The organism is Candidatus Methylospira mobilis (assembly GCF_009498235.1).
Taxonomy (GTDB): domain Bacteria; phylum Pseudomonadota; class Gammaproteobacteria; order Methylococcales; family Methylococcaceae; genus Methylospira; species Methylospira mobilis.
Map to the genome: position 1 here is coordinate 2192631 of NZ_CP044205.1, position 20744 is coordinate 2213374.

Below are 20744 nucleotides of genomic sequence, written 5' to 3' on the forward strand. Positions count from 1 at the left end.
GAAGTGGAAAAAGTGGGGCAGGCTGCTGTCGTTATTCGAAATGGTCGTGACGCGTTTAATGGCTGTGATTTTCTGGCGGATGTACTATCTTCGCTCGACGCAGGGAAAGGCGCTGACATCAAGGTGCTGGACGTCCGAAATAAAACCAGCATAACGGATTATATGGTGATTGCGAGCGGCACATCAGAGCGTCATGTATGTTCTCTGGCTGACAGGATAGTGGACAAGGCTCGGGAAATTGGCGTGCGAACGTTGAGTTTGGAGGGTAAGGCCAGTGGCGACTGGGTACTGGTCGATCTTGGCGAGGTAATTATCCATGTAATGAAACCTCAAACCAGAGAATTTTATCAGCTGGAAAAACTCTGGATGGGTTAGTTAAAGTATACTCAATAGTCCGTCCAGGAGGCGAACGCAGAACCGAAGCGGCGAATAACGCATGCCGTCCGAACAGTATTGGTTTATTCAAGGCCCGAGAATTTCGTACTTTTTTGATACTTGGATCGTAACATTGGCTGGACGTTTGGAAGTTCATGGCTGAAGCATCCGGAAACGGGGTAAAGCAGCCGAGACGCGTTGAAGCGTTGCGGACTATCAACTATGCTGTGTATCCATCGGTGGGGGCTTGTTTGCGGTCATTCGGACGCATACCTATTTTGCTACAGTTCCTCAAGCAACATCACTCTCGGTTGAGCTGAATAGTTACGGCTATGAAACCTTTATCAGGAAGGCTTTTCGAATCGTCGCGTTACCAACGGGCAAAGCTGCTGATTCCATTGGCGCTGGTTGTTATGGTAACGGTTGTCGGGACGCTGGGTTACAAGTGGTTGGGGAAAACGCAAGGCGCTTCATGGCTGGATAGTCTGTTCATGACTATTACCACTATTTCTACGATAGGTTACGGTGAAATCATAGCGCTTGATGCCAGCGGCAAGATATTTACCATTTTCATTGCCCTGACGGGTATTGGGAGTCTTTTTTACAGTTTCACGGTCATCATAGAAAACCTGCTGAGCAGCCGCTTGATCGACCCGTGGGGAGAGCGGCGTATGCAGCATGAAATCAAAAAGCTCAAGGATCACATAATTATTGCCGGTCTTGGCAGGGTAGGGCGTCAAGCAGCAATGGAACTGCACGAAGCAAAAATGCCGTTTGTCGTCGTCGACAGCAATTCGGAATCGCTGCAACTGGCGAGTCAACAGGGCTATCTGTTGATTGCCGGTGATGCAACGCATGATAGCGTATTGGAAATGGCCGGCGTGTCCAGTGCACGCGGCTTAATTGCCACCACCGGCGATGACGCCAGCAATCTGTATATAGTTCTATCGGCACGCGCACTGAACCCCAAACTGTACATCGTATCGCGCGCGCTGGATGAATTCAGCATCCCAAAAATCATACGTGCGGGCGCTGACCGCGCCATTAGTCCTTACGCCATAGGCGGACGCAGGCTGGCTCATCTGATTCTCAGCCCTGCCTGTGTCGATTTTTTCGATAATGTAATGAAGAAAGGGGAAGAAAAATTCAGTCTGGAAAGCATTACGGTAGGAGCCGCTTCTCCTTTGCGGGGTAAATGCATATCCTCTTTGACGCTGCTTCGGGAAACAGGCGCCAATGTGCTGGTTCTGGTCAGAGAAAACGAAGTAATACCCAACCCGGATAGCAGTACCGTGGTACAGGTGGGCGATCAACTTTTGGCGTTGGGAACGGTAGAACAATTGGATAGACTCGAAAACCTGTTGGCCGGATAGTCAGGTGAAAAAACAGGCGTCGTTTTTAGGTTTATACTACATCCCCTAATATTTAGTCAGATGATGGAGAAAATCATGAGCAAGTCTGAAATTTCGCGGGCGCTGGATGCATTGCGTCAGGAGATCGATCAAATTGAAAACAGCGCGCATGATGATAAGCAACGGCTGCTGGCATTGCTGGATACCATTGAGGACAGTCAGGAAGAGCGCACGGAAGCCGAGGCTCCGCATGCACTGTTGTCGGAAGTAAGCGAAGCGCTTACCGAGTTTGAAGTTAAGCATCCAAGCATAACCGGTATTCTGAACGATATTCTGGTGATATTGGGTAACTCGGGCATTTGAGCCGTCCTTTTTTATCCTTACCGCATTGCAACAATCAGGAGCGCTTCGTGCCGGAGAAATTACCACAAAAAAACCTGACCGGTCATTCGGCCCGGGATGGCTTGAGTTATAAGAGCGCGGGCGTCGATATTGACGCAGGAAGCGCGCTGGTCGAAAGAATCAAGCCTATCGCCGCGCGCACGCGGCGACCGGGGGTATTGGCTGGACTGGGAGGGTTCGGTTCATTATTCGAGCTTCCCACCGAAAAGTACCGTCATCCAGTGCTGGTGGCAGGCACCGATGGCGTAGGCACCAAGCTGAAACTGGCGATTGAAGCGGAACGGCATGAAGGCGTGGGTATCGACCTCGTCGCGATGTGCGTAAACGATATTGTCGTACAAGGAGCCGAACCGTTATTTTTCCTCGATTATTACGCGAGCGCGCAGTTGAATGTCGATGTCGCGGTGGCGGTGGTTGCCGGCATAGGTAAGGGCTGTGAATTGGCCGGTTGTGCGCTGGTTGGCGGCGAAACGGCTGAGATGCCGGGGATGTATGGCGCAGGCGAGTATGATTTGGCGGGATTTTGTGTCGGTGTAGTCGAAAAGGAGTCGATCATCGACGGCGGTCGCGTGCAAACAGGTGATGCGCTGATCGGCTTGGCTTCCTCAGGACCTCATTCCAATGGCTTTTCTCTGATAAGGAAAGTTATGGTGCACTCAGGCGCAACATTGAATAGTGAGGTTGAGGGGAAAAAGCTGGCGGAATGGTTGCTGGAACCCACCCGTATCTATGTAAAATCACTATTGACGCTGTTTGATAAGCTCGAGGTGCGGGCCTTGGCCCATATCACCGGCGGTGGTATTACCGAAAATCTTCCGCGCGTATTGCGCGATGGACATCATGCACGCATAGACACTTCCGCCTGGCTAAGCTCTCCCGTATTTTCCTGGCTGCAGAAGGCCGGGAATATCAGCGATAACGAAATGTTGAAAACCTTCAATTGCGGCATCGGCATGATTATTTGCGTAGCGCCGGAAAATGTCGCCTTGGCGCTGGATTCATTGCGTGCGTCAGGAGAGGAGCCGGTCCTCATCGGGGAGGTTTTTGCGAAACAGGGGATGGCTTCGGTTGAATATTCCCCGGTCGTGTGCACAAGATAAAACTTTTACGTTGTATTTCAAGAGATACGTTCATGAATCTTTCCGTTGTTGTTCCCGTACATAATGAAGCCGAAAATCTGAAACCATTGCTGGAAGAAATTTGCAAAACCCTAGATGGTTTTCTGGACTTTGAAGTCATCTACGTGGACGATGGGAGTACCGATGATAGTTATGTAAGATTGATCGATCTTGCAAGACATATACCTCAGTTAAGAGTGCTTAAACATCGCCGGGGCTATGGACAAAGTACGGCGCTGTTGACGGGTATCCGTCATGCAAAGGGCGGCGTCATCGCCACATTGGATGGAGACGGCCAAAATGATCCTGCTGATATTCGCGCGTTGCTGAATGCGCTGGAAACCCTTCAAAAGGAGCATGCGCTGGCAATGGTGGTCGGTTATCGCAAAAAACGGCAGGACACGGAGTGGCGGCGTATTTCCTCGCGTATCGCCAACGCCGTGCGTGCGAAGTTACTGGGCGACAATACCCCTGATACCGGATGCGGGCTGAAAGTATTTTCGAAAGAGCTGTTTCTGTTGTTGCCGTATTTCGATCATATGCATCGTTTTTTACCTGCACTGGCGCAAAGAGCCGGTGGCCGCGTTGTATCGGTTGAGGTCAATCACCGCGCCCGGCTTGCCGGCGTATCGAAATACGGGACCTGGAACCGTCTGTGGGTTGGAATTGTGGATATTCTAGGCGTTATGTGGCTGCAGAGCAGGGCCCACATACCCATTGTTGAAGAAGTAGTGCAGAAACAATAGCTGTGACCATGCTGAATAGTGGTATCCCTTTAGTAGTTACTCATTAATTTCATGGTAATCCATAAGTGATAGACAAAATTGCCAAGTTGATTATTGTATCGTTCGCCCTGTTTAGGCACGCGGCTTTTGCGGCAGAGTTCTCCCCACCCGGGGCTCCGACACAAAACTTGCTTGAGCATGAGTTGGAGTTGCATTCCAACAAACTTAAAACCCGCGTCGTGCGCATTAATCTGCCCCCCGGCTTTAATTCGCCGCTATATATACACGAAGTCCCCGGGCCTCGCTATGTGGTGAAGGGACAAGTCAAAATTGAAGAGGGTGCTGAGGCCCATGTTTATGGACCGACCGGTGTTTTCTGGGAAAGCGGGCGCTGGATGCGTATTGAAAACGTAGGCTCGGAAGAGGCTGAGTTATTGGCGGTCGAATTGACGCCGGCTGTCGCGGTCGAAGCTGCGCCGGTACAACAAAAATAGCGCACGCGGCGCACTCTTTTCGTCCTGAACAGTGAAAACAACGAAGCTACCGCCATTAATCAGATCGATACGCGAATTGATAGCCACGCCGTCTATCAGCTCTGCCGATGCTGCGTTGGACATGTCCAACGCAGCGGTGATCGACTTGTTATCCGACTGGTATTCGGCGGCTGGATTCCGAGTCAGCCAGCAAACGGTAGCACCGGGTAAACGCAACATGATTGCGACGCTCGGTGGCGGTACAGGCAGCGGAGAAGGACTGGTGCTGTCAGGACATACCGATACCGTGCCGTTTGACGAAGGCAAATGGAGCAAGAGCCCTTTCGCAGGAGAGGAGGCCGAGAACCGTATTTACGGTTTGGGTAGTTGCGATATGAAATCTTTTCTCGCCATCGCGCTTAACGCCGCGCAAGGGATCGATGCGGCGAAGTTGCGGCGACCCTTGACCGTACTGGCCACTGCGGACGAAGAAATATCGATGTCCGGCGCCAAACATCTGCTAGGCGAAAACATGAGGCTGGGGCGTTACGCCGTAATCGGAGAGCCGACAGGACTCAAGCCGATACGCACGCATAAAGGCGTGATGATGGAAAGCATACATATCCATGGTCAATCCGGACATTCCAGCGACCCGGCTCTAGGCGCAAACGCTATTGAAGGCATGTATCGCGTCATTGGCGAACTGCTGGCGTGGCGAGCGGAATTGCAAACTCAATACCGTAATCCGGCATTCCAGGTCGAAACGCCTACGTTGAATCTCGGCGTATTAAAGGGCGGCGATAACCCCAACAGAATCTGCGGTCATTGCGAACTGCAAATCGATATCCGCCCGTTGCCGGGCATGGACCTGAACGAGTTGCGCGAACGGATGAATGCGCGGCTGGATTCGCTACTGGGAGATTTCCCCGGATTGCGAATTGAAACCCGTCCGTTATTCGACGGACTTCCACCTTTCGAAACATCTCAAGATGCCGATATTGTAAAAGCCTGCGAGTATTATACCGGACAAGATTCCGCATCGGTTTCTTTCGGTACCGAAGCGCCTTTATTAGCCCGGACCGGTCTTGAAACAATTATTCTTGGGCCTGGAAACATAGCGCAAGCGCATCAGGCGGATGAATTTCTTGAAGTAGCCCAGATTCAACCGGCGATAAACATATTACAGCAGTTAATTCATAGATTTTGTATTGAAGTGCGATGAAAAACCAGTTCAAGAAAATTCTGGCGCTTTTGCTCCTTGGGTGAAATGCTTTTTGTGTTGTCCGCGACGTAGCTGCATAGCGCATCAATTCATACTTCGGTTAGAGATAATCCATGTTTTCATCTGGTTTTAATGCTGCTGGATTTGTCAGCAGTTTCCGTCACTCATCTCCCTATATTCACGCTCATCGCGGCAAGACCGTAGTTGTAGTTTTTGGCGGCGAAGTTATTGCCGACGCTTCGTTTTCAGGGTTGGTCAACGATCTTGCGTTATTGAACAGCTTGGGGATACGTCTGGTGCTGGTTCATGGCATACGCCCTCAAATCGAGGCGCGCATGGCTTTGCGGGGAATTCCACAGCGCTATTATAAAAATTTGCGCGTCACCGACGCCGACGCGCTGGAATGTGTCAAGGAAGCTGCCGGTACGGTGCGCGTCGAAATTGAAGCGATGCTGTCGCTAAGCCTCATCAACACTCCGATGGCGGGAGTGCGTGTGCGTGTGTCATCGGGCAATGTGGTAATGGCGCGGCCATTGGGCGTGATTGACGGTATCGATTACCAGTATACCGGAAGCGTACGTAAAATCGATGATGCGGCCATATGCGAAAAACTCGATTGCGGCGATATGGTGTTGTTGTCACCGCTTGGCTATTCATCCACCGGCGAAATTTTCAATTTACGCGCGGAGGACGTAGCCAAACAGACGGCTATCGCGCTGAATGCCGATAAACTGTTGCTGCTTTCCGATCAGGTTTACAAAAAACAAGGCAGCGGCGCCATCCGTGAATTGACGGTTATGGAGGCTGAGCGTTTATTGCTCAAACAGGAAATGCTGCCGGAAGGCGTCGTTAACCATCTCAAACTGGCTGTGGAAGCAATAGAAGCCGGCGTAAAGCGCGTGCATTTATTGAACCGGAGCGTGGATGGCGCCATTTTACTGGAGCTGTTTACCCGCGACGGGCAGGGAATGTTGATCAGTGCTTCGCCGTTCGAAGAAATGCGCGCCGCGCATATCGATGATCTGCAGGGAATGCTGGAACTCATTCGTCCGCTGGAGGAAACCGGCATCCTGCTGAAACGTTCACAAAAAGATCTGGAATACGACATTGGCAACTTTAGCGTAATAGAGCGCGACGGCAGTATCATCGGTTGCGCAGCGCTGCATCTTTTCCCGGAAGACAACATGGCCGAACTGGCGTGTCTTGCCATACATCCCGATTATCGCAGTGAAACGCAAGGTGAGCGTCTGTTGCGCTATCTCGAACTGAAGGCAAGCGTACTCGGTATCGGCATATTGTTTGTTCTTACCACGCAGGCATTGCATTGGTTTCGTGAAATGGGTTTCAGCCTTGCCGCCGTGGATGTCTTGCCTCGGCAAAAGCAAAGCACCTATGATTACCGGCGCAATTCCGCTATATTGATTAAAGCGCTGAGCCAGTGAACACGCCACCCGTTTTACGCGTACTGCAGGCCAGCGACTTTCATCTGTGCGCCGACCCCGATACGCTCACTTATGGAACAAACACCGATCAAAGCCTGTGCAGCGTTCTTAATGTTCTGAGGGAATATGCGTTGCCGGACGGCCTGCTGATCGCAACCGGTGATCTGTCGCAGGACGGCAGCGCTGCCAGTTACGATCGCCTAGGTTTAATTTTGCAGCGAACCGGGCTGGAGTTTTGCTGTTTACCCGGAAATCATGACGATGCTCCGCGTATGCGGGCATCTCTTCCTTGTCCACAACGGATACGCAGGGCAGGGTGGCATGTCATCTTGTTGGATACTACGCTTCCCGATTCGCCAGGAGGAAGTATCAAGGAATCGGATCTGCTCCATATCGGCGAATGGCTGCACGAGTTTCCCAATACGCCATGCCTGATTTTCATGCATCATGCCGCCGTCTCCGTAGCAAGCCCGTGGCTGGATACCATGCGTATCGACAATGCCGATAATCTGCTGAACTGCCTGGCTTCTTTCGATCAAATCAAGGCAGTCGTCTTCGGACACGTACACCAGGAACTGGATATCCATTATCGCGGAATCCGTTTTCTCGCCTGCCCATCGACGTGCGCGCAGTTTCTCCCTAAAAGCGCTCAATTCGCACTCGACCCCATTGCTCCCGGTTTCCGCTGGATAGATTTATACGGGAACGGACATATGGAAACGGGTATCGTCAGGGTATGACAGATGACGGCCCATAGCCAATCGGTTACATTATTTAACATAATATACATTATGCGAAGTAGCTAGGTTGATAAAATCGCGCTTCCGAAAAACCTATAGGAAGCAAAGAGCATGGCTAAGCGAAAGCGTAAAAAATCCGATTTTTACAAGCTACGCATCAAGCTGGGTATTAGCCTAGAGAAAACCGCAGAGCTGTGCGGCGTAACAGAACGCAGTGTACAGAACTGGGACAGTAAAGGCGCACCGCTCATGGCGACGCGCCTTTTGTGGTATTACGACTCCAAAAAAATAAACTATCCAGGGTGGCGCGGCTGGGAATTTACACGCGATGGAGTTTTAAGGAACAAACGGCTTAAAGTCAATATCACACCGGACTGGCTCAACAAGTATAAGCTGGTTATCGATCGATTTCTTGCGCTGAAAGCCGAGCAAGATCAGATAACCGGATCATGGGCGTATCGAATGTTGCAGCGATTCGAACGGCTAACAGTCAAAATCAAAAGATACGCAAACAGAAAAAAGCGGCTGGTTAGAGGGTGGTAATTCCACCACAGAGCGGTATTTCTCCAGCGCCCTACCTCAGTCTATTCTATTCAAGCTCGAAGTCGAAAGCGTTACGGCGCGTTGATGCTCCGACGAGCACGAAGGAACAGCGCTGGCGAGCCGGATGAAATATACCTTCATCCTATGCGCCTCTATGCGACAGCCGCCGCATACCGGTCTGGCTTCGCCAGCACTTTCAAACAGGGTGTTGTGACTATCATGAAAAATGCCGTATTTATAGCTCGATCATCGGTCCCCCCGACTGTCTCGATCATCAGTCCCCCCAACTGTCGATCATCGGTCCCCCCGGCTGTAGATCATCGGTCCCCCCAACTGTTCGATCATCGGTCCCATCGACTGTCGATCATCGCCCCCCCCCGACTGTCGATCATCAGTCCCCCAACTGTCGATCATCGGTCCCCCCGACTGTAAATCATCGGCCCCCCTTCTCTATATACCCCAAAAATCTATCAATTAGATTTTTCAATTAGTCTCTGCAATTAAACACCGGCGTCTGTGGATAACTCAATCAAGATCAAAAGGAGCCGGAAGAGTGGCTCTCAATGCGCGCCAGAAGCGAGGCGAGCTGTATCGCCATATCCTTTTTAACTTCTTCGTGTGAAATCCAGACTGCATCCGGCGCATCCGCTTCCTTGATGGCAAGCTCGACCTGCTCGCGGAACCACTTGTCATACTCGGCAGCTTCATGGGCTTTTTTCATGTGTTCCGATGCATATTTCATGGCTTGCGCGGTTGATCTGGCAAGTCAAGTATATTAGCAGACTTGCGCTTTTGGTCGAGCTTTTGCTCAATGGCGCTGGATGCGCTGGGTGCACCGACCGTTTGTTTTACCTGCACACAAGGATCCATATTTATAGAATTTTTATTAAGAAGGAATGAACACATAAAAAGCAATTCTTTCTTTTGTAAAAACAGAATAAACGCAGTAGTCATTGCAGGCATGTTTGAAGATTTAACCTCAAAGCCATCGTTCAATAGTTCTTCCATCGTTTTAACTGTATCGGTTTGGCTGGCTTGTGCGACACCGATACATGAAAATAACAGTACGGCTGCAAACATTAATGCAAACTTATTCATTTAAAATTTCTCCACCATTTTGAATGACATCACTGATAAAAAACTCGTCGTGTTGATCCCGGTCGTACTGCTGTACCTTTAAGCACCCTGCCCGATCAAGGCGATGAATATTCTACCAGCGCCGCGCGCATTTGGTGAGAATGTAAAATCGTATCAATATATCATATCATTACTTGATATACCGTATCGTATCAGATATGATATACATAAATTATTCATATCATGTAGAGGGTATTATGAACGCAGTTATAGAGTTAAGGCCCGGACGTGCAGGCGTCAGCTTTGAGCGGGTTGTGGCAATTGCAGAACAGATCGTAGCGGAAGGTGGACGCCCTACCCTGCGCGGAATACGTGAACGACTGGGGAGCGGTAGCCTTGGAACGATTCAGGCTCATTTAAAAGAGTGGAACGAAAGCAAAACGCCTGCTATACCGACAAGCACAACACTGGCGGCTGATGTGCAACTGGCCGTTATGGAGGAGATCGCGCGGCAAGTGCGCAGCAATCGCGCTGATCTGGATATGGAAATTGCCCAGGTAAAAAGCGAACGCGACGAGCTGACCGAGGAAAATAACAGGCTTTCCTTGGAAATCGAAGAGCAAAAGGCAGTGATCGAGTCGCTAACAAAAGCGCTTGCAGTCGGCGCCGGGAAAACAGACGCAATGGCCGTACAGATCAAACAGCAGGAAACAGAACACCAGATATTGAGAGACCAAGTTGAAGCGCTGAAAGTCGAGGCAGCGACCGCGACAGGCAAAGCCGAGGGACTAGCAGTACAGCTCAACGAAATGTGGGCGCGGATAGATCAGGAGCAGGAGCGCACAATAAAAGCGAACAAGGAACGGAGATAGCCAGAATCGCAGAGCAGGCTTGTCAGGCCCGACTCGAAGCAGCGGCGCGGGAAATCGAGACATTGAAAAAACCGGCCAGTGCTAACGGCGGTATGTCAAAAAAAGCCAAACAAAAAACAGTCACACATGCAAACAACGACCCGGCCAACGAGACCAGTCATGTCAAAGCTGAATCTACACAATGAGCATGGTAGCCCCATATGTGGCGCGGCTTGTCACCGATTACACGTCCACGTCAAAGCGGAGGCTACAGCATGAGGAACTATGACGGAATGCTTAAATAAAAAACGCTACCCTTACCATTAAAACGGCTGTCCCAAGTTGGGACAGCAAAAAATGGGTATCCGGATTTGAGTGTGTTTAGGGCGTCTGAACCGGACTCCGTTATTTTGGTGTAAAACCGGATTTTGTTATGGGAGAAGAAGACATGAAGCCCTCTGAAGCCTTGGCCTCGAACCGTGCTGCGATCCGGCATGTGGTCGAGTCTCACCGCGCCCGCAATGCTCGGGTGTTCGGCTCTGTCCTGCGCGGCCAGGACACCGATAGCAGTGACTTGGACATCTTGATTGATCCGACGCCGGACACGACCTTATTCGACATCGGCGCAATCCGCCACGAACTCGGCAAGTTGCTCGACATGCCGGTGGACGTGCTGACGCCCAACGCATTGCCCGACAACTTCCGGGCCACGGTGCTCGCGGAGGCTCGCCCCGTATGACCCGCGACCAGCAACGCCTTATACCCCAAAAAATAAGGTTATTTTCTACGAAAGCTTTACAGGTTATGCGGCCAACTTTTAGTCATCTAGGCGTACTCTGCTTGACTATTTTGATGTCTCTGACATCGGGACGGCCAATTTTTTAGGCTGCAACATTTCTAAGGCCAGCGCCGCCCCCATAATTTCCAGCAACACGTCTGATGCCGGCCTGAAGTGTTTCACATCCTCAGCCGTAAGCTGGCGGACTTCGCCGGTTTCATCGGTCAATGGTAAGCGGTTAGTCATAAATTCCTAGGCCGCCTGATCCAATGTAATTTTGAACTTAATGCCCGCTTTGCCTGCAAGTGTCAACAACATGTCAATGCTAAACTTCTTCCAATGTCCACGCACCAGATCGGAAACCCGAGCTTGGGATACGCCCAATAGCTCGGCGGCTTCGGTCTGAGTCAATTGCTGTTCGTTAATCCACAAACGCAACCGAGCCATTAAATCTGCGCGAAATTGCAAAATTTCCGCCTCATAGGGCGAAAAACCCAAGGCAAGGAACAGGTTTTCACCTGATTTCACTACTTCAGTCATTTTTCAACTCCAATCTGCTTAAAACGAGTTTTTGCCAGTTCGATATCCTGACGAGAAGTTTGTTGTGTTTTCTTTTGGAAGCAATGCAGAACATAGACACCTTCCGGGCGGGACGCCAAATATATGATCCTGAATATGCCGGACTCACGCACACGAATTTCACGAACACCTGGGCCAATGCTCGGCATTGGCTTCCAGTCGGAAGGATCAAGACCCATTTGCACTTGAAACAACTCAATACCGCTAGTTCGTCTAGCGTCTTCGGGAAACGCGCGAAGATCGGCTTTGGCACTACCAAGAAAAATTGCGTCTTTCATAAAAAAATATTATACAAGTATTTATATAAAAATCCAACAAAAGCATGCCACCATTTCTAGCGAAACCTGACCGGACATCTCCGATTGGCTCGAAGATGGGACTTCTCGCCACACATGACTAGACGCCTTGTCATTGGATTTACAGGATTCCTTCAAAATCCCACGCCCAGCGCTAAGGTGTTAACGCTGATTGAATAATGCCCCAGAGTGCTGATTGAATTTTGACCCAGGACCTGTTGCTGTTTTGTGTTGCAGCAACTGTGGATAAGTCTACCAGATTGTTGATTTGAAGTTTTTAGATGCGCGGGAAGTTCACGAAGTTTGGAGACCGTAGTGAACTCCCCGCGCGTGCCTGGTTAGAACGGCTCTTCTACTGCTGCGTTTTTGCCTCCTCTTCGTGTTTGCTCTCTCGATTTGATGCGGGCCTTCGCGGCCATGCTGCTGTGCTGAAACCGGTATGACTCATTCCCGGTTTCAACAATGTGGCAGTGATGCGTCAGCCGATCCAGCAACGCCGTCGTCATCTTGGCATCACCGAATACACCCGACCATTCCGAGAAGCTCAGGTTCGTCGTGATGATCACACTGGTGTGCTCATACAGTTTCGAGAGCAGGTGAAACAGCAAGGCTCCTCCCGTTTGGCTGAACGGCAGATAGCCAAGCTCGTCGAGTATGAGCACATCCATGCGCATCAACGATGCGGCGATTCGCCCGGCACGGCCATCCTGTTTCTCGCGTTCGAGTGCATTGACCAGATCGACCGTCGAATAGAATCGCACCCGCTTACTCTGCGTGGTGATACCCGACACCGCGATGGCGGTCGCCAAATGCGTCTTGCCTGTCCCGGGCCCGCCGATAAGCACCACGTTCTGCGCTGTCTCGGTGAATGATAGCGTTGCCAATTGCTCTACCAGCGGCCGATCAGCCTTGGAGGCGGCGAAGTCGAATCTGGCCAGGTCGCGATGTACCGGAAACCTGGCCGCATTCAATTGGTTTCTCACTGAGCGCATGTGCCGGTCCGTTGCTTCGGCTTGCAGCAGGTGTTCGATCAGCCATTTCGACGAATCGGTCGATGCTGCCCCTTGTGCGATCAGGTCCGTCCATGCGCCGGCCATTCCATGTAGCCGCAAATCCTTGAGTTCAGCAGTGACATCACAACGCATGATCAATCTCCTCCGCATTAAGTTGAGCTTCAGCTGTCAATGCCGATTTAAAATTGATACAGTTTTTGAAGAAATGCCGATTTAAATCTGATACACCTCCCCTAATTCATTATCGCGCTGGCACTATCGTTGTCGGCTCACCTTTAGCTGTAACGACCCGCAATCGAAAACACATGAACCCGCAATCAGCGCATCGGCAAACCCAGATTAAGTGAGAATGAAAATAGCGCTCGACCCACATTATTTGAGAATGAGCCCGCAATCAACCGCACCGACCTGCAATCAACCGCGACCAACCCACATTATTTGAGAATGACCGCTGCACCCAAAAACGGCAGGCGGCGCTCAAATTCCTCCCTGACGCCAGTCAAGAAAACGAGGGTTTTTTTAACATCATTCGGCGTGCGATTATCCATCATATTGGCAGCCCTGCCTTCAACATCTTTTCACGCAACTCACTCGTGCGTACTGGATCGAGTGTCTGGGTGAACAGCGCCCTGATTTCTGCCGGCTTGACGTCGAACTGCTCCGCCAGATCCTTGATACGGTAGCCGTTGCGCGTCAGTGTCGCTTCAATATCGTCTGAATGACGCGTCAATACGGTATTGACGATCTCAACGGAGACAGGCCTTTCGCCGGTTTGGTAACCTGCAGTCAAGGCTTGAGTCAGGTAGTCCTCTATCTGTAACGGCGTGCGCAACTTGCTGGACAGTAGGTAGATCGCGTCTTCAGATAGGATGGACTCCGCTTCTACCTGGCCTTCAGTGCACGTTTCAAGCAGCCAATAGATATATTCGCGCTGGCTGCCGGTGATGCCGTCCAGGGAGAAGAGTGTGGTGCGGTGACCAATTTCCTCCATCGTGGGCCGACGTAGATCGTTCCTCAGTTTGGGGTGGCCGGCGAGTACCACCGACAGTCGACCGCCGCCACCGCCACTCCGCGCAAGCTCAATCAGGCGTTTCAAGCTGGTCAAAGTGTAGGTGTTCAGGTCGTGTGCTTCATCAATGAACAGGGCGACGGGGCGTTTTCGTTTTTTTATCAGTTCGTGCAACTGCCTGTCACGGGTCTCGATGTCGGTCGGCACACGCATTTGTTTATCGCCAGACAGGTCGTAGAACAGCGCCGTAACCAGGGTCGATAGTTTGATGGCGCGCTTGTCGATGGCAAAGGACTGCGACACGATGACGTGCTTTTCCTCTTCCAGCGCCTGCCGAATACGCTCCAGCATGACGGTCTTGCCGATGCCGATCACGCCGGACAAAGCCACCAGCCGACCATCGAGGATAGCGCCGCGAATATCGCTCATTAACTGCTGGTTATGACTGGTTTCGTAGTAGCCTGCCTGATTCAATGGCACCGTCAGGCCGTAATGTTTCATCACGTCAACCCGCATGGTTTGTCTCCCTTTTTCTTGTTGCGTCGAAAGTAATCGCGCACGCGCTCCAGCACGATACGGCGCACGAGCGTTTCGCTCAGCACCTGGTCGATAAATGACCGATCTTCTGGTGGTAGCTTCGCCAACGGTTGCGCGAGATCGTCAGCGATGGCGAGTTTGGCCGCAATGACGCTGGGAAAGTGATACTCATGTGCTTCGGCATTAAAAGGCTGTTTCGGTATCGGCGCTGCCGCAGCTGCCGTCGGCGGTGAAAGTCTCACATCGTTGCCAGACAGTGCGGCGATAGGCAGACCCAGCTGATCGGCCAGGGCGCGGATATGATCGGCGCGTTCATCTGCTTTGCCCCGTTTGAAGCTGCGGTACCGGTGTAGCGGGATCGGGCCGGACACGGGATGATAAGGGCCGAAGCGTTCACCTTTGAACTCGACATACAGCTCGTCGTCGAACAAGCCCCACAGTAACACCACACGCTCGCCCGCCATGTCTGGCTCTACTTCATACTCGGTGCCGCCAACGCTGAGGCGGGCGTCGATGCCGACCTTGCGCCGTTCCGGCTCGCGGGCGAAACGGCAGAACTGTTCCCAGGCGCACATCTCGCGCACGCCTTCCGACGGCAGATTCTTCAGCCAGTCGTCCATCAGCGTGTGGGGTTCGGAGCGATGCCGGCGCGCATTATGGATATGGATCAGATGACGCAACAGCCACTCGTTGGCCTGCCGCTCGGTTTCCGGCTTGTGGAAGTGATACAGCGTCTCATAGGCTTCCTTGAGGGTGCGAAAGGCGCGCTCAACTTTGCCTTTTGATCGAGCCGTGGTACGCCTGCCGTCTTTCCCTGCCGGCATATGCGTTTGCCACTCAATGCCCAGTGCCAGCATGACGTTCTGGAATACCCGGCTCTTGGCGACCGGGCCATTGTCTAAATAAATCATTTTTGGCATCCCTTGAAAGGGAAACGCCGCATCGGCTTTCGGCGCCATTGCGTTGAACAGGAAGCGCAAAGCGGATTCTGCATCCTCACCATAGACGCAGCGGTATTCCTGATAGTTCACGCCGCTACGGTCATCCACCACGCTAAACAGCATGAGCGTCGGCTGGCCCTTCGAAGGATCAACCCATTCAGGCTTGTCGATATGCTTGAGATCGGAAGGCGACATATCGAACTGCCAACAATCGTTGCTGCATTCGGCCTGGAAACGCACGGCGGCAGGCTCGCGCGTCAGGCGTGGCTGATCCAGATGCCACAAGGACAGGTACCGGTTTACAGTCGTGCGTGTCAGTAGTCCTTTGGGTGCTCGCACCAAACCCAATGCGGTCTCAACGCCGTAGTCCTCTAACAGCCCAATAGCACGCCGGGTGGACAGATGCCGACCGTTCTTATTCGTCGTGCGCAATTTAAGTGCGGCAACCAACTCGCAGTAGCGCTCCAGTTCAGACGCTTGCAGTATGCGCGGCTTACCGTGGTCGGCACGGTGCGCTGCGTGTGGTCTGTTGAATTCGGTTAATGCCCGGTAGACCGTCGCAATCGAAACACCGTACAGTGTGGCGACAGCAGCGATTTGATTCGCGCGCTCGGAACTCTTGCGGGGTAAACGATCAAGCCGCTGCCGCAATTGCAGCAGGGAATCAATGGGTATTTGCTTATGCCGCGTGAATGGCGTCGGCATCGGCTTCCGCCAAATAGCTATACAGCGTTGGTTTTGAGATGCCCATCATCCGGCAGAGCTCATCAATACTGTGCTGGCGTTCATGGTAAAGGCGAATGGCGAGTTGCCGCTTATTGGAATCCAGCGCCTTAGGACGTCCGCCGGTTCGTCCTCTCGCCCTGGCGGCTGACAGTCCTGCCTGGGTGCGTTCGCGGATCAGGTTGCGCTCGAATTCAGCCAGCGCGCCAAACAGATGAAACACCAGTTTACCGCCGCTACTGCCGGTGTCGATATTTTCCTGCAGGCTTTTGAGTGCAACCCCGCGCTTCTCAAGCTTCTCGACCAAGGCAATCAGGTCTTTGAGGGAGCGCCCCAGCCGATCCAACCGCCAGACCACCAGCGTGTCGCCGTCACGCAGCACATCCAGAGCGGTCAGCAGACCGGGGCGCTCCGCCTTGGCCCCACTTTCCTTGTCTTCATACTGTTTGGAACAGCCGGCCTGCGTGAGCGCGTCGTGCTGCAGGTCAAGGTTCTGATCATCAGTAGAAATCCTGGCATAACCAATAAGCATTACACTACTCATGCGTCGGTGATGGAAAAAAGGGCGGGGCGGCATGGCTGAGTTGTAAATAAACTCGTGTGAAGGAAGTATAAATTAAAGTTGTATTCCTTACCGAATTTATTTACTGGTTTTGGGCTGTTTTACGATGATCTGTATGGTTGCCGGAAACAGTAAGGAAAACCCTCGTTTTCTTGACTGGCGTCAGGGAGGAATTTGAGCGCCGCCTGCCGTTTTTGGGTGCAGCGGTCATTCTCAAATAATGTGGGTTGGTCGCGGTTGATTGCAGGTCGGTGCGGTTGATTGCGGGCTCATTCTCAAATAATGTGGGTCGAGCGCTATTTTCATTCTCACTTAATCTGGGTTTGCCGATGCGCTGATTGCGGGTTCATGTGTTTTCGATTGCGGGTCGTTACATTTAGCCTTGACCATACCGGCTGCCCGTTGATGTTTTAACCGGTAACTGTCGCCGGCAATCGGCACGATATGGGCGTGATGAAGCAAGCGATCCAGCAGAGCGGCAGTCAGCGTTGCGTCCTGAGCAAAGGTCGCGTCCCACTGTCCGAACGGCAAGTTGCTGGTTACAATCAGGCTGCTTTTTTCATAGCGCGCCGCGATGACCTGAAAGAACAGGTTGGCCTGTTCCCGATTCATCGGCAGGTAGCCGATTTCGTCAATAATCAACAGGTGGTAAGCGTTGATCGCCCGATGCATGACGGCCTTCAACTGATTCTGGGTATGCGCAGCCACCAGCGTCAGCAATAAATCGGCTGCCGTGGTAAAGCGGGTCTTAACGCCAGCCTGCGCCGCTTTGTATCCCAAGGCAATCGCCAAATGGGTTTTACCGACACCGGACGGGCCGATAAGCACGACATTCTCGTTACGCTCGACAAAACCCAGCCCTGCCAGTTCGTCAATCTGGCTGCGTTTGACTCCGGGGGCAAAGGCATAGTCGAACGCCTCCAGAGTTTTGATCGCCGGGAAACCGGCAAGGCGTGTAAATAGACTCTGTTTTCTTACCGTTCGCCCCGCTGCTTCCATTTTGAGCATGTCTTCCAGAAAGTCGCTATATGCGCTTTCCTGTTGCGCGGCCTGCTGAGCGGCAGCCGGGTAACCCTGCGCTATGAACGGCAGATTCAGCGATTCACACAGGGTTTGTATTCTTTCGTGTTGCAGGTTCATGCCGCCACCTCCCTTTCACTCTGGATAGCCTCCAGAAGCCCGTCATAGACCGCGAGCGGGTGTTGTAATGGCGTTTCCTGCGCTATCCGTTCGATAACAACGACCGGACGATCTGCCGCCGTTACCACCGCCTCAGATTGCGGGCGCGCCGCGCGGATATCTCCGCGCCAGGGAGCGGGCAGTTCTTGCAGGCGTTCCTCTCCCAGGCGCTCCGAGGGACGCACTTGCGTGGTGCCATGTATGCGTTCATTGGCTACGTCTTTTAGCCAGCGTCGCACTTCAGCATTGGCAGTGACCACGTCCAGCGTCAGCCCGGACTGCTTGAGCTGTGCCACCAGCGGAACATAAAAAGAGCGGCGCAGATAGCCGTTGAAACGCTCGACTTTACCCTTGGTCCTGGCGCGATAAGGGCGACACAGTTTTATAACGAAACCGCAATGCCGCGCATAATCGAGAAATCCAGCGTGGAAACGATGCTCACCTTCACCCGATGCGTCGCGCTCCAACACCACCGTCTTCATGTTGTCGTAAAGAGCCCGTTGCGGAATACCGCCAAAAGAGTCGAACGCATGGTTATGGCACGCGATCAGCGTCTCCACTTTCATGTCCGTGACGAACTCGACAAAGCTGGCTCGACTGTAGCCCAGCGTTGCGCAGAAGGCGTAGAGCGGGTTACTGCCTTTACGAAATTCGACCCAATCGACCTGCATCTGCTCGCCCGGCACCGTCTCAAAGCGCACCACCGGCTCTGCCGCGCATGTGGGCTTGAGGCTATGCAGGTAGGCACGTAGCTGACTTTGTCCGCCGCTATAACCCAATGCGGCTATCTCTCGATACAACACCGTCGCCGGTATCCAGGCCGGTTGCGCCGCAGCCTGCCGTTCCTGTAAATACGCTTCAAATGGCGAAAGCTTGGTAGGGCGCTGCTTTTTGCGTTCGTATCGGGGCAGGCTATCGCTTGCAAGATGACGGCGTACCGTGTTGACCGCGCATCCGGTCTCTTCGGCAATCTTGCGTAAACTCAAGCCGTGTTTTCTCAATAATTCAATTTCCACATACACCTCGTCAGTGATCACGGCTGCGTTCCAAATGCAGCCGATCTTCTCAATTCGGTGTATCAGTTTTCAATCGGCACGCTGTATCAATTTACATCCGGCAGTGACATCAGCGTCATGCCTCAGTTCATCATATCGGCTGGTATTGGCCAGCGGCACATCCTTGAGCTGCAAACTCGTTTCCACATTCGGTGGAAGGGGCGGCGCATTCAGCCGTCCCAGTACGTTGAGTACGTGTTCCACACTCAGCACGCCGGATTCGATGACCAGTTCCACCGCAACAATAACGGCTTCAAGCCCCGCCCGTGGTACGGCGGCCAGCACCTGCGCCATGCAGCGATCTCCGCCCGGATCGCGCATCAGCCCCTGCCTGAGCTGTCTGAGTGGTACAGGCATGTCTGCGAACGGGGCGCCATTGCGCAGCGCTCCCGGTTTGCGTTCGATCAGCGTGATGTAGTGTTGCCAGTCGTAGCGAACATGTCCGCGTTCTGTCAGGCGCTCGTGGCAGGCGACAAACGCGTCACCCGACACAACGATGACTTGATTGGGATAGAGCCGGACGCTGACCATCTTGCCCGCCAGCTCGCATGGCACGGAGTAGTGGTTGCGCTGTACATTGATCAGGCACGTGCTCGATACACGAGCCGGATTTTCAACATACCCATCAAATTGAACCGGCATGGGCATCATGTGCGCGCGCTCCTGCTCCAGCATGTCGGCTACGCTAAGCTCCTTGTACTCGGGATGGTGCAGCTCGCCCCATAATGCCCGGCAGCGATCACCCAGCCACACATTGAGTTCGACGAATGAACCGAACCGCTGGTTCTGCGCTTCCAGCCAGATGCGCCGCCGACTGTCCTGTACGTTCTTCTCGACAACGCCTTTCTCCCAGCCGGATGCCACGTTGCAGAAATCGGCATCGAACAGGTAGTGCGCGCACATCACGGCAAAGCGCGCATTGACCACGCGTCCCTTACCTTTGTTGACGCGATCAACGGCAGTCTTCATGTTGTCGTAAATGCCACGGCGAGGAATGCCACCCAGCGCCGCAAAGGAGCGCGTATGGGCATCGAATAGCATCTCGTGCCCTTGGCCCGGATACGCCACCAGCCAGAATGCCCGACTGGCGCACAGCTTCAGGTGCGATACCTGTATGCGCCGGTAAATGCCTCCAATTACCAACCCTTCTTCGCTCCAGTCAAACTGGAAGGCTTCGCCAAACTCAAATTTCAACGGCACAAAGGCGTGGGGCTTCTTGCCTGAGTCAGCACGCCAGTTGCGAATGAACGCAGTCACCTGGCTGTAACCGCCCGTGTAACCATCCGTCTTGATTTGTGCAAACAGATTTTTGGCGGTGCGCCGATTCTGTTTGGGGCGATGGGAATCCGCTTTGAGGGCTTGTTCCAGTGTGGGGTGAAACGCGCTGAGCTTGCAGTCCGCCTTTATCCTGCGGTATTTCGGCGGTACTGCTTTCTCTTCCGCCCTTAGCCATTTGCGTATCGTGTTGCGCGATAAACTCGTGCGTCTAGCGATCTCGTGTAGCGACATCTTGTCGCGTAAATACATCCGTCGAATCTTGCCTATCATTTCCATAGTGATCACCTTTATCTCCTGCCCAAAAATTGGACAGGCCAAGTAGAACACCTGGGTCACTTTTGAATCAGCAAACCACCTCTAACTGGGTCAGTTTTCGGTCAGCGACAACAGCAAACATTAATGCAAACTTATTCATTTAAAATTTCTCCACCATTTTGAATGACATCACTGATAAAAAACTCGTCGTGTTGATCC

The 20744-nt window shown here is 52.6% G+C and carries 24 protein-coding genes; 12 read left to right on the forward strand and 12 right to left on the reverse strand.

Annotation, left to right across the window (positions count from 1 at the left end; translation table 11 throughout):
• Window positions 1–12: 12 nt before the first annotated feature.
• The 10 genes from rsfS (at window position 13) to F6R98_RS09780 (ending at window position 8392) form a co-directional block, all read left to right on the forward strand.
• Window positions 13–375, forward strand: a complete 363-nt coding sequence (gene rsfS / locus F6R98_RS09735) for a ribosome silencing factor (RefSeq protein ID WP_455423472.1) — start codon at window positions 13–15, stop codon at window positions 373–375.
• Between the two features lie 332 nt (window positions 376–707).
• A complete protein-coding gene (locus F6R98_RS09740) occupies window positions 708–1748 on the forward strand; it encodes a potassium channel family protein (RefSeq protein ID WP_153248845.1) in 1041 nt (346 codons plus the stop codon).
• A gap of 75 nt (window positions 1749–1823) precedes the next feature.
• Entirely contained in the window at window positions 1824–2090 is a 267-nt protein-coding gene (locus F6R98_RS09745) for a DUF4404 family protein (protein ID WP_194270212.1), read from the forward strand.
• 101 nt (window positions 2091–2191) lie between these two features.
• Entirely contained in the window at window positions 2192–3229 is a 1038-nt protein-coding gene (gene purM, locus F6R98_RS09750; protein WP_407079309.1) for a phosphoribosylformylglycinamidine cyclo-ligase, read from the forward strand.
• A gap of 32 nt (window positions 3230–3261) precedes the next feature.
• Window positions 3262–3993 (forward strand): glycosyltransferase family 2 protein, encoded by a 732-nt coding sequence (locus tag F6R98_RS09755; RefSeq protein ID WP_153248847.1) that lies wholly within the window; start codon window positions 3262–3264, stop codon window positions 3991–3993.
• Window positions 3994–4058: 65 nt separating this feature from the next.
• Window positions 4059–4466: a cupin domain-containing protein gene (locus F6R98_RS09760; protein ID WP_153248848.1), complete on the forward strand. Its 408-nt coding sequence runs from the start codon at window positions 4059–4061 to the stop codon at window positions 4464–4466.
• A 31-nt stretch (window positions 4467–4497) separates the two neighbouring features.
• Complete coding sequence (gene argE, locus F6R98_RS09765; protein WP_153248849.1) at window positions 4498–5667, forward strand: acetylornithine deacetylase; 1170 nt, start codon at window positions 4498–4500, stop codon at window positions 5665–5667.
• A 113-nt stretch (window positions 5668–5780) separates the two neighbouring features.
• Complete coding sequence (gene argA, locus F6R98_RS09770; protein ID WP_153248850.1) at window positions 5781–7109, forward strand: amino-acid N-acetyltransferase; 1329 nt, start codon at window positions 5781–5783, stop codon at window positions 7107–7109.
• A complete protein-coding gene (locus F6R98_RS09775) occupies window positions 7106–7849 on the forward strand; it encodes a metallophosphoesterase (protein WP_153248851.1) in 744 nt (247 codons plus the stop codon). Before argA ends, F6R98_RS09775 begins: the two co-directional genes overlap by 4 nt.
• Window positions 7850–7960: 111 nt before the next feature.
• Entirely contained in the window at window positions 7961–8392 is a 432-nt protein-coding gene (locus F6R98_RS09780) for a hypothetical protein (protein WP_153248852.1), read from the forward strand.
• 535 nt (window positions 8393–8927) lie between these two features.
• Here F6R98_RS09780 and F6R98_RS09785 read toward each other — a convergent pair.
• Window positions 8928–9134 carry a hypothetical protein gene (locus F6R98_RS09785; RefSeq protein ID WP_153248853.1) on the reverse strand — a complete coding sequence of 69 codons (207 nt, stop codon included), beginning with the start codon at window positions 9132–9134 and terminating at the stop codon, window positions 8928–8930.
• Window positions 9131–9490, reverse strand: coding sequence for a hypothetical protein (locus F6R98_RS09790; protein WP_153248854.1), 360 nt, complete (start codon window positions 9488–9490; stop codon window positions 9131–9133). The genes F6R98_RS09785 and F6R98_RS09790 overlap by 4 nt, the downstream gene beginning before the upstream one ends.
• A 236-nt stretch (window positions 9491–9726) precedes the next feature.
• Here F6R98_RS09790 and F6R98_RS09795 point away from each other — a divergent pair, with 236 nt between their 5' ends.
• Window positions 9727–10341, forward strand: a complete 615-nt coding sequence (locus F6R98_RS09795; RefSeq protein WP_194270213.1) for a DNA-binding protein — start codon at window positions 9727–9729, stop codon at window positions 10339–10341.
• Window positions 10342–10753: 412 nt separating this feature from the next.
• The gene (locus tag F6R98_RS09800) at window positions 10754–11059 is read left to right on the forward strand and encodes a nucleotidyltransferase family protein (protein ID WP_407079289.1); all 306 of its coding nucleotides are present in this window, start codon (window positions 10754–10756) and stop codon (window positions 11057–11059) included.
• A gap of 105 nt (window positions 11060–11164) precedes the next feature.
• Here the strand turns inward: F6R98_RS09800 and F6R98_RS09805 are convergent, their stop codons facing one another.
• From F6R98_RS09805 to istA (F6R98_RS09850), 10 genes are all read right to left on the reverse strand, one after another.
• Window positions 11165–11344: a hypothetical protein gene (locus tag F6R98_RS09805; RefSeq protein WP_153248856.1), complete on the reverse strand. Its 180-nt coding sequence runs from the start codon at window positions 11342–11344 to the stop codon at window positions 11165–11167.
• 6 nt (window positions 11345–11350) lie between these two features.
• On the reverse strand, window positions 11351–11638 hold the full coding sequence (locus F6R98_RS09810) for a helix-turn-helix domain-containing protein (protein ID WP_153248857.1): 288 nt from the start codon (window positions 11636–11638) through the stop codon (window positions 11351–11353).
• Window positions 11635–11955, reverse strand: coding sequence for a type II toxin-antitoxin system RelE/ParE family toxin (locus tag F6R98_RS09815; protein WP_153248858.1), 321 nt, complete (start codon window positions 11953–11955; stop codon window positions 11635–11637). The genes F6R98_RS09810 and F6R98_RS09815 overlap by 4 nt, the downstream gene beginning before the upstream one ends.
• A 356-nt stretch (window positions 11956–12311) precedes the next feature.
• Window positions 12312–13118 (reverse strand): IS21-like element helper ATPase IstB, encoded by an 807-nt coding sequence (istB, locus tag F6R98_RS09820; protein WP_153248859.1) that lies wholly within the window; start codon window positions 13116–13118, stop codon window positions 12312–12314.
• 415 nt (window positions 13119–13533) lie between these two features.
• Entirely contained in the window at window positions 13534–14511 is a 978-nt protein-coding gene (locus tag F6R98_RS09825; RefSeq protein WP_153247651.1) for an ExeA family protein, read from the reverse strand.
• Entirely contained in the window at window positions 14496–16148 is a 1653-nt protein-coding gene (locus F6R98_RS09830) for an IS481 family transposase (RefSeq protein ID WP_228125217.1), read from the reverse strand. The genes F6R98_RS09825 and F6R98_RS09830 overlap by 16 nt, the downstream gene beginning before the upstream one ends.
• 4 nt (window positions 16149–16152) lie before the next feature.
• Window positions 16153–16728, reverse strand: coding sequence for a recombinase family protein (locus tag F6R98_RS09835; RefSeq protein ID WP_153247653.1), 576 nt, complete (start codon window positions 16726–16728; stop codon window positions 16153–16155).
• A 342-nt stretch (window positions 16729–17070) separates the two neighbouring features.
• The gene (gene istB, locus F6R98_RS09840) at window positions 17071–17898 is read right to left on the reverse strand and encodes an IS21-like element helper ATPase IstB (protein ID WP_194270214.1); all 828 of its coding nucleotides are present in this window, start codon (window positions 17896–17898) and stop codon (window positions 17071–17073) included.
• Window positions 17895–18974, reverse strand: a complete 1080-nt coding sequence (gene istA, locus F6R98_RS09845) for an IS21 family transposase (RefSeq protein WP_194270021.1) — start codon at window positions 18972–18974, stop codon at window positions 17895–17897. The genes istB (F6R98_RS09840) and istA (F6R98_RS09845) overlap by 4 nt, the downstream gene beginning before the upstream one ends.
• A 48-nt stretch (window positions 18975–19022) precedes the next feature.
• Window positions 19023–20546, reverse strand: a complete 1524-nt coding sequence (gene istA / locus F6R98_RS09850; RefSeq protein WP_153250999.1) for an IS21 family transposase — start codon at window positions 20544–20546, stop codon at window positions 19023–19025.
• Window positions 20547–20744 lie beyond the last annotated feature (198 nt).

What these genes read in the sequence shown, in the direction of transcription:
- F6R98_RS09740 (WP_153248845.1), top strand. Translation starts at nt 708, where the DNA reads ATGAAACCTTTATCAGGAAGGCTTTTCGAATCGTCGCGTTACCAACGG.
- F6R98_RS09745 (WP_194270212.1), top strand. Translation starts at nt 1,824, where the DNA reads ATGAGCAAGTCTGAAATTTCGCGGGCGCTGGATGCATTGCGTCAGGAG.
- F6R98_RS09755 (WP_153248847.1), top strand. Translation starts at nt 3,262, where the DNA reads ATGAATCTTTCCGTTGTTGTTCCCGTACATAATGAAGCCGAAAATCTG.
- argA (WP_153248850.1), top strand. Translation starts at nt 5,781, where the DNA reads ATGTTTTCATCTGGTTTTAATGCTGCTGGATTTGTCAGCAGTTTCCGT.
- F6R98_RS09780 (WP_153248852.1), top strand. Translation starts at nt 7,961, where the DNA reads ATGGCTAAGCGAAAGCGTAAAAAATCCGATTTTTACAAGCTACGCATC.
- F6R98_RS09785 (WP_153248853.1), bottom strand. Translation starts at nt 9,134, where the DNA reads ATGAAATATGCATCGGAACACATGAAAAAAGCCCATGAAGCTGCCGAG.
- F6R98_RS09790 (WP_153248854.1), bottom strand. Translation starts at nt 9,490, where the DNA reads ATGAATAAGTTTGCATTAATGTTTGCAGCCGTACTGTTATTTTCATGT.
- F6R98_RS09795 (WP_194270213.1), top strand. Translation starts at nt 9,727, where the DNA reads ATGAACGCAGTTATAGAGTTAAGGCCCGGACGTGCAGGCGTCAGCTTT.
- F6R98_RS09800 (WP_407079289.1), top strand. Translation starts at nt 10,754, where the DNA reads ATGGGAGAAGAAGACATGAAGCCCTCTGAAGCCTTGGCCTCGAACCGT.
- F6R98_RS09805 (WP_153248856.1), bottom strand. Translation starts at nt 11,344, where the DNA reads ATGACTAACCGCTTACCATTGACCGATGAAACCGGCGAAGTCCGCCAG.
- F6R98_RS09810 (WP_153248857.1), bottom strand. Translation starts at nt 11,638, where the DNA reads ATGACTGAAGTAGTGAAATCAGGTGAAAACCTGTTCCTTGCCTTGGGT.
- F6R98_RS09815 (WP_153248858.1), bottom strand. Translation starts at nt 11,955, where the DNA reads ATGAAAGACGCAATTTTTCTTGGTAGTGCCAAAGCCGATCTTCGCGCG.
- istB (WP_153248859.1), bottom strand. Translation starts at nt 13,118, where the DNA reads ATGCGTTGTGATGTCACTGCTGAACTCAAGGATTTGCGGCTACATGGA.
- F6R98_RS09825 (WP_153247651.1), bottom strand. Translation starts at nt 14,511, where the DNA reads ATGCGGGTTGACGTGATGAAACATTACGGCCTGACGGTGCCATTGAAT.
- F6R98_RS09835 (WP_153247653.1), bottom strand. Translation starts at nt 16,728, where the DNA reads ATGCTTATTGGTTATGCCAGGATTTCTACTGATGATCAGAACCTTGAC.
- istB (WP_194270214.1), bottom strand. Translation starts at nt 17,898, where the DNA reads ATGAACCTGCAACACGAAAGAATACAAACCCTGTGTGAATCGCTGAAT.
- istA (WP_153250999.1), bottom strand. Translation starts at nt 20,546, where the DNA reads ATGGAAATGATAGGCAAGATTCGACGGATGTATTTACGCGACAAGATG.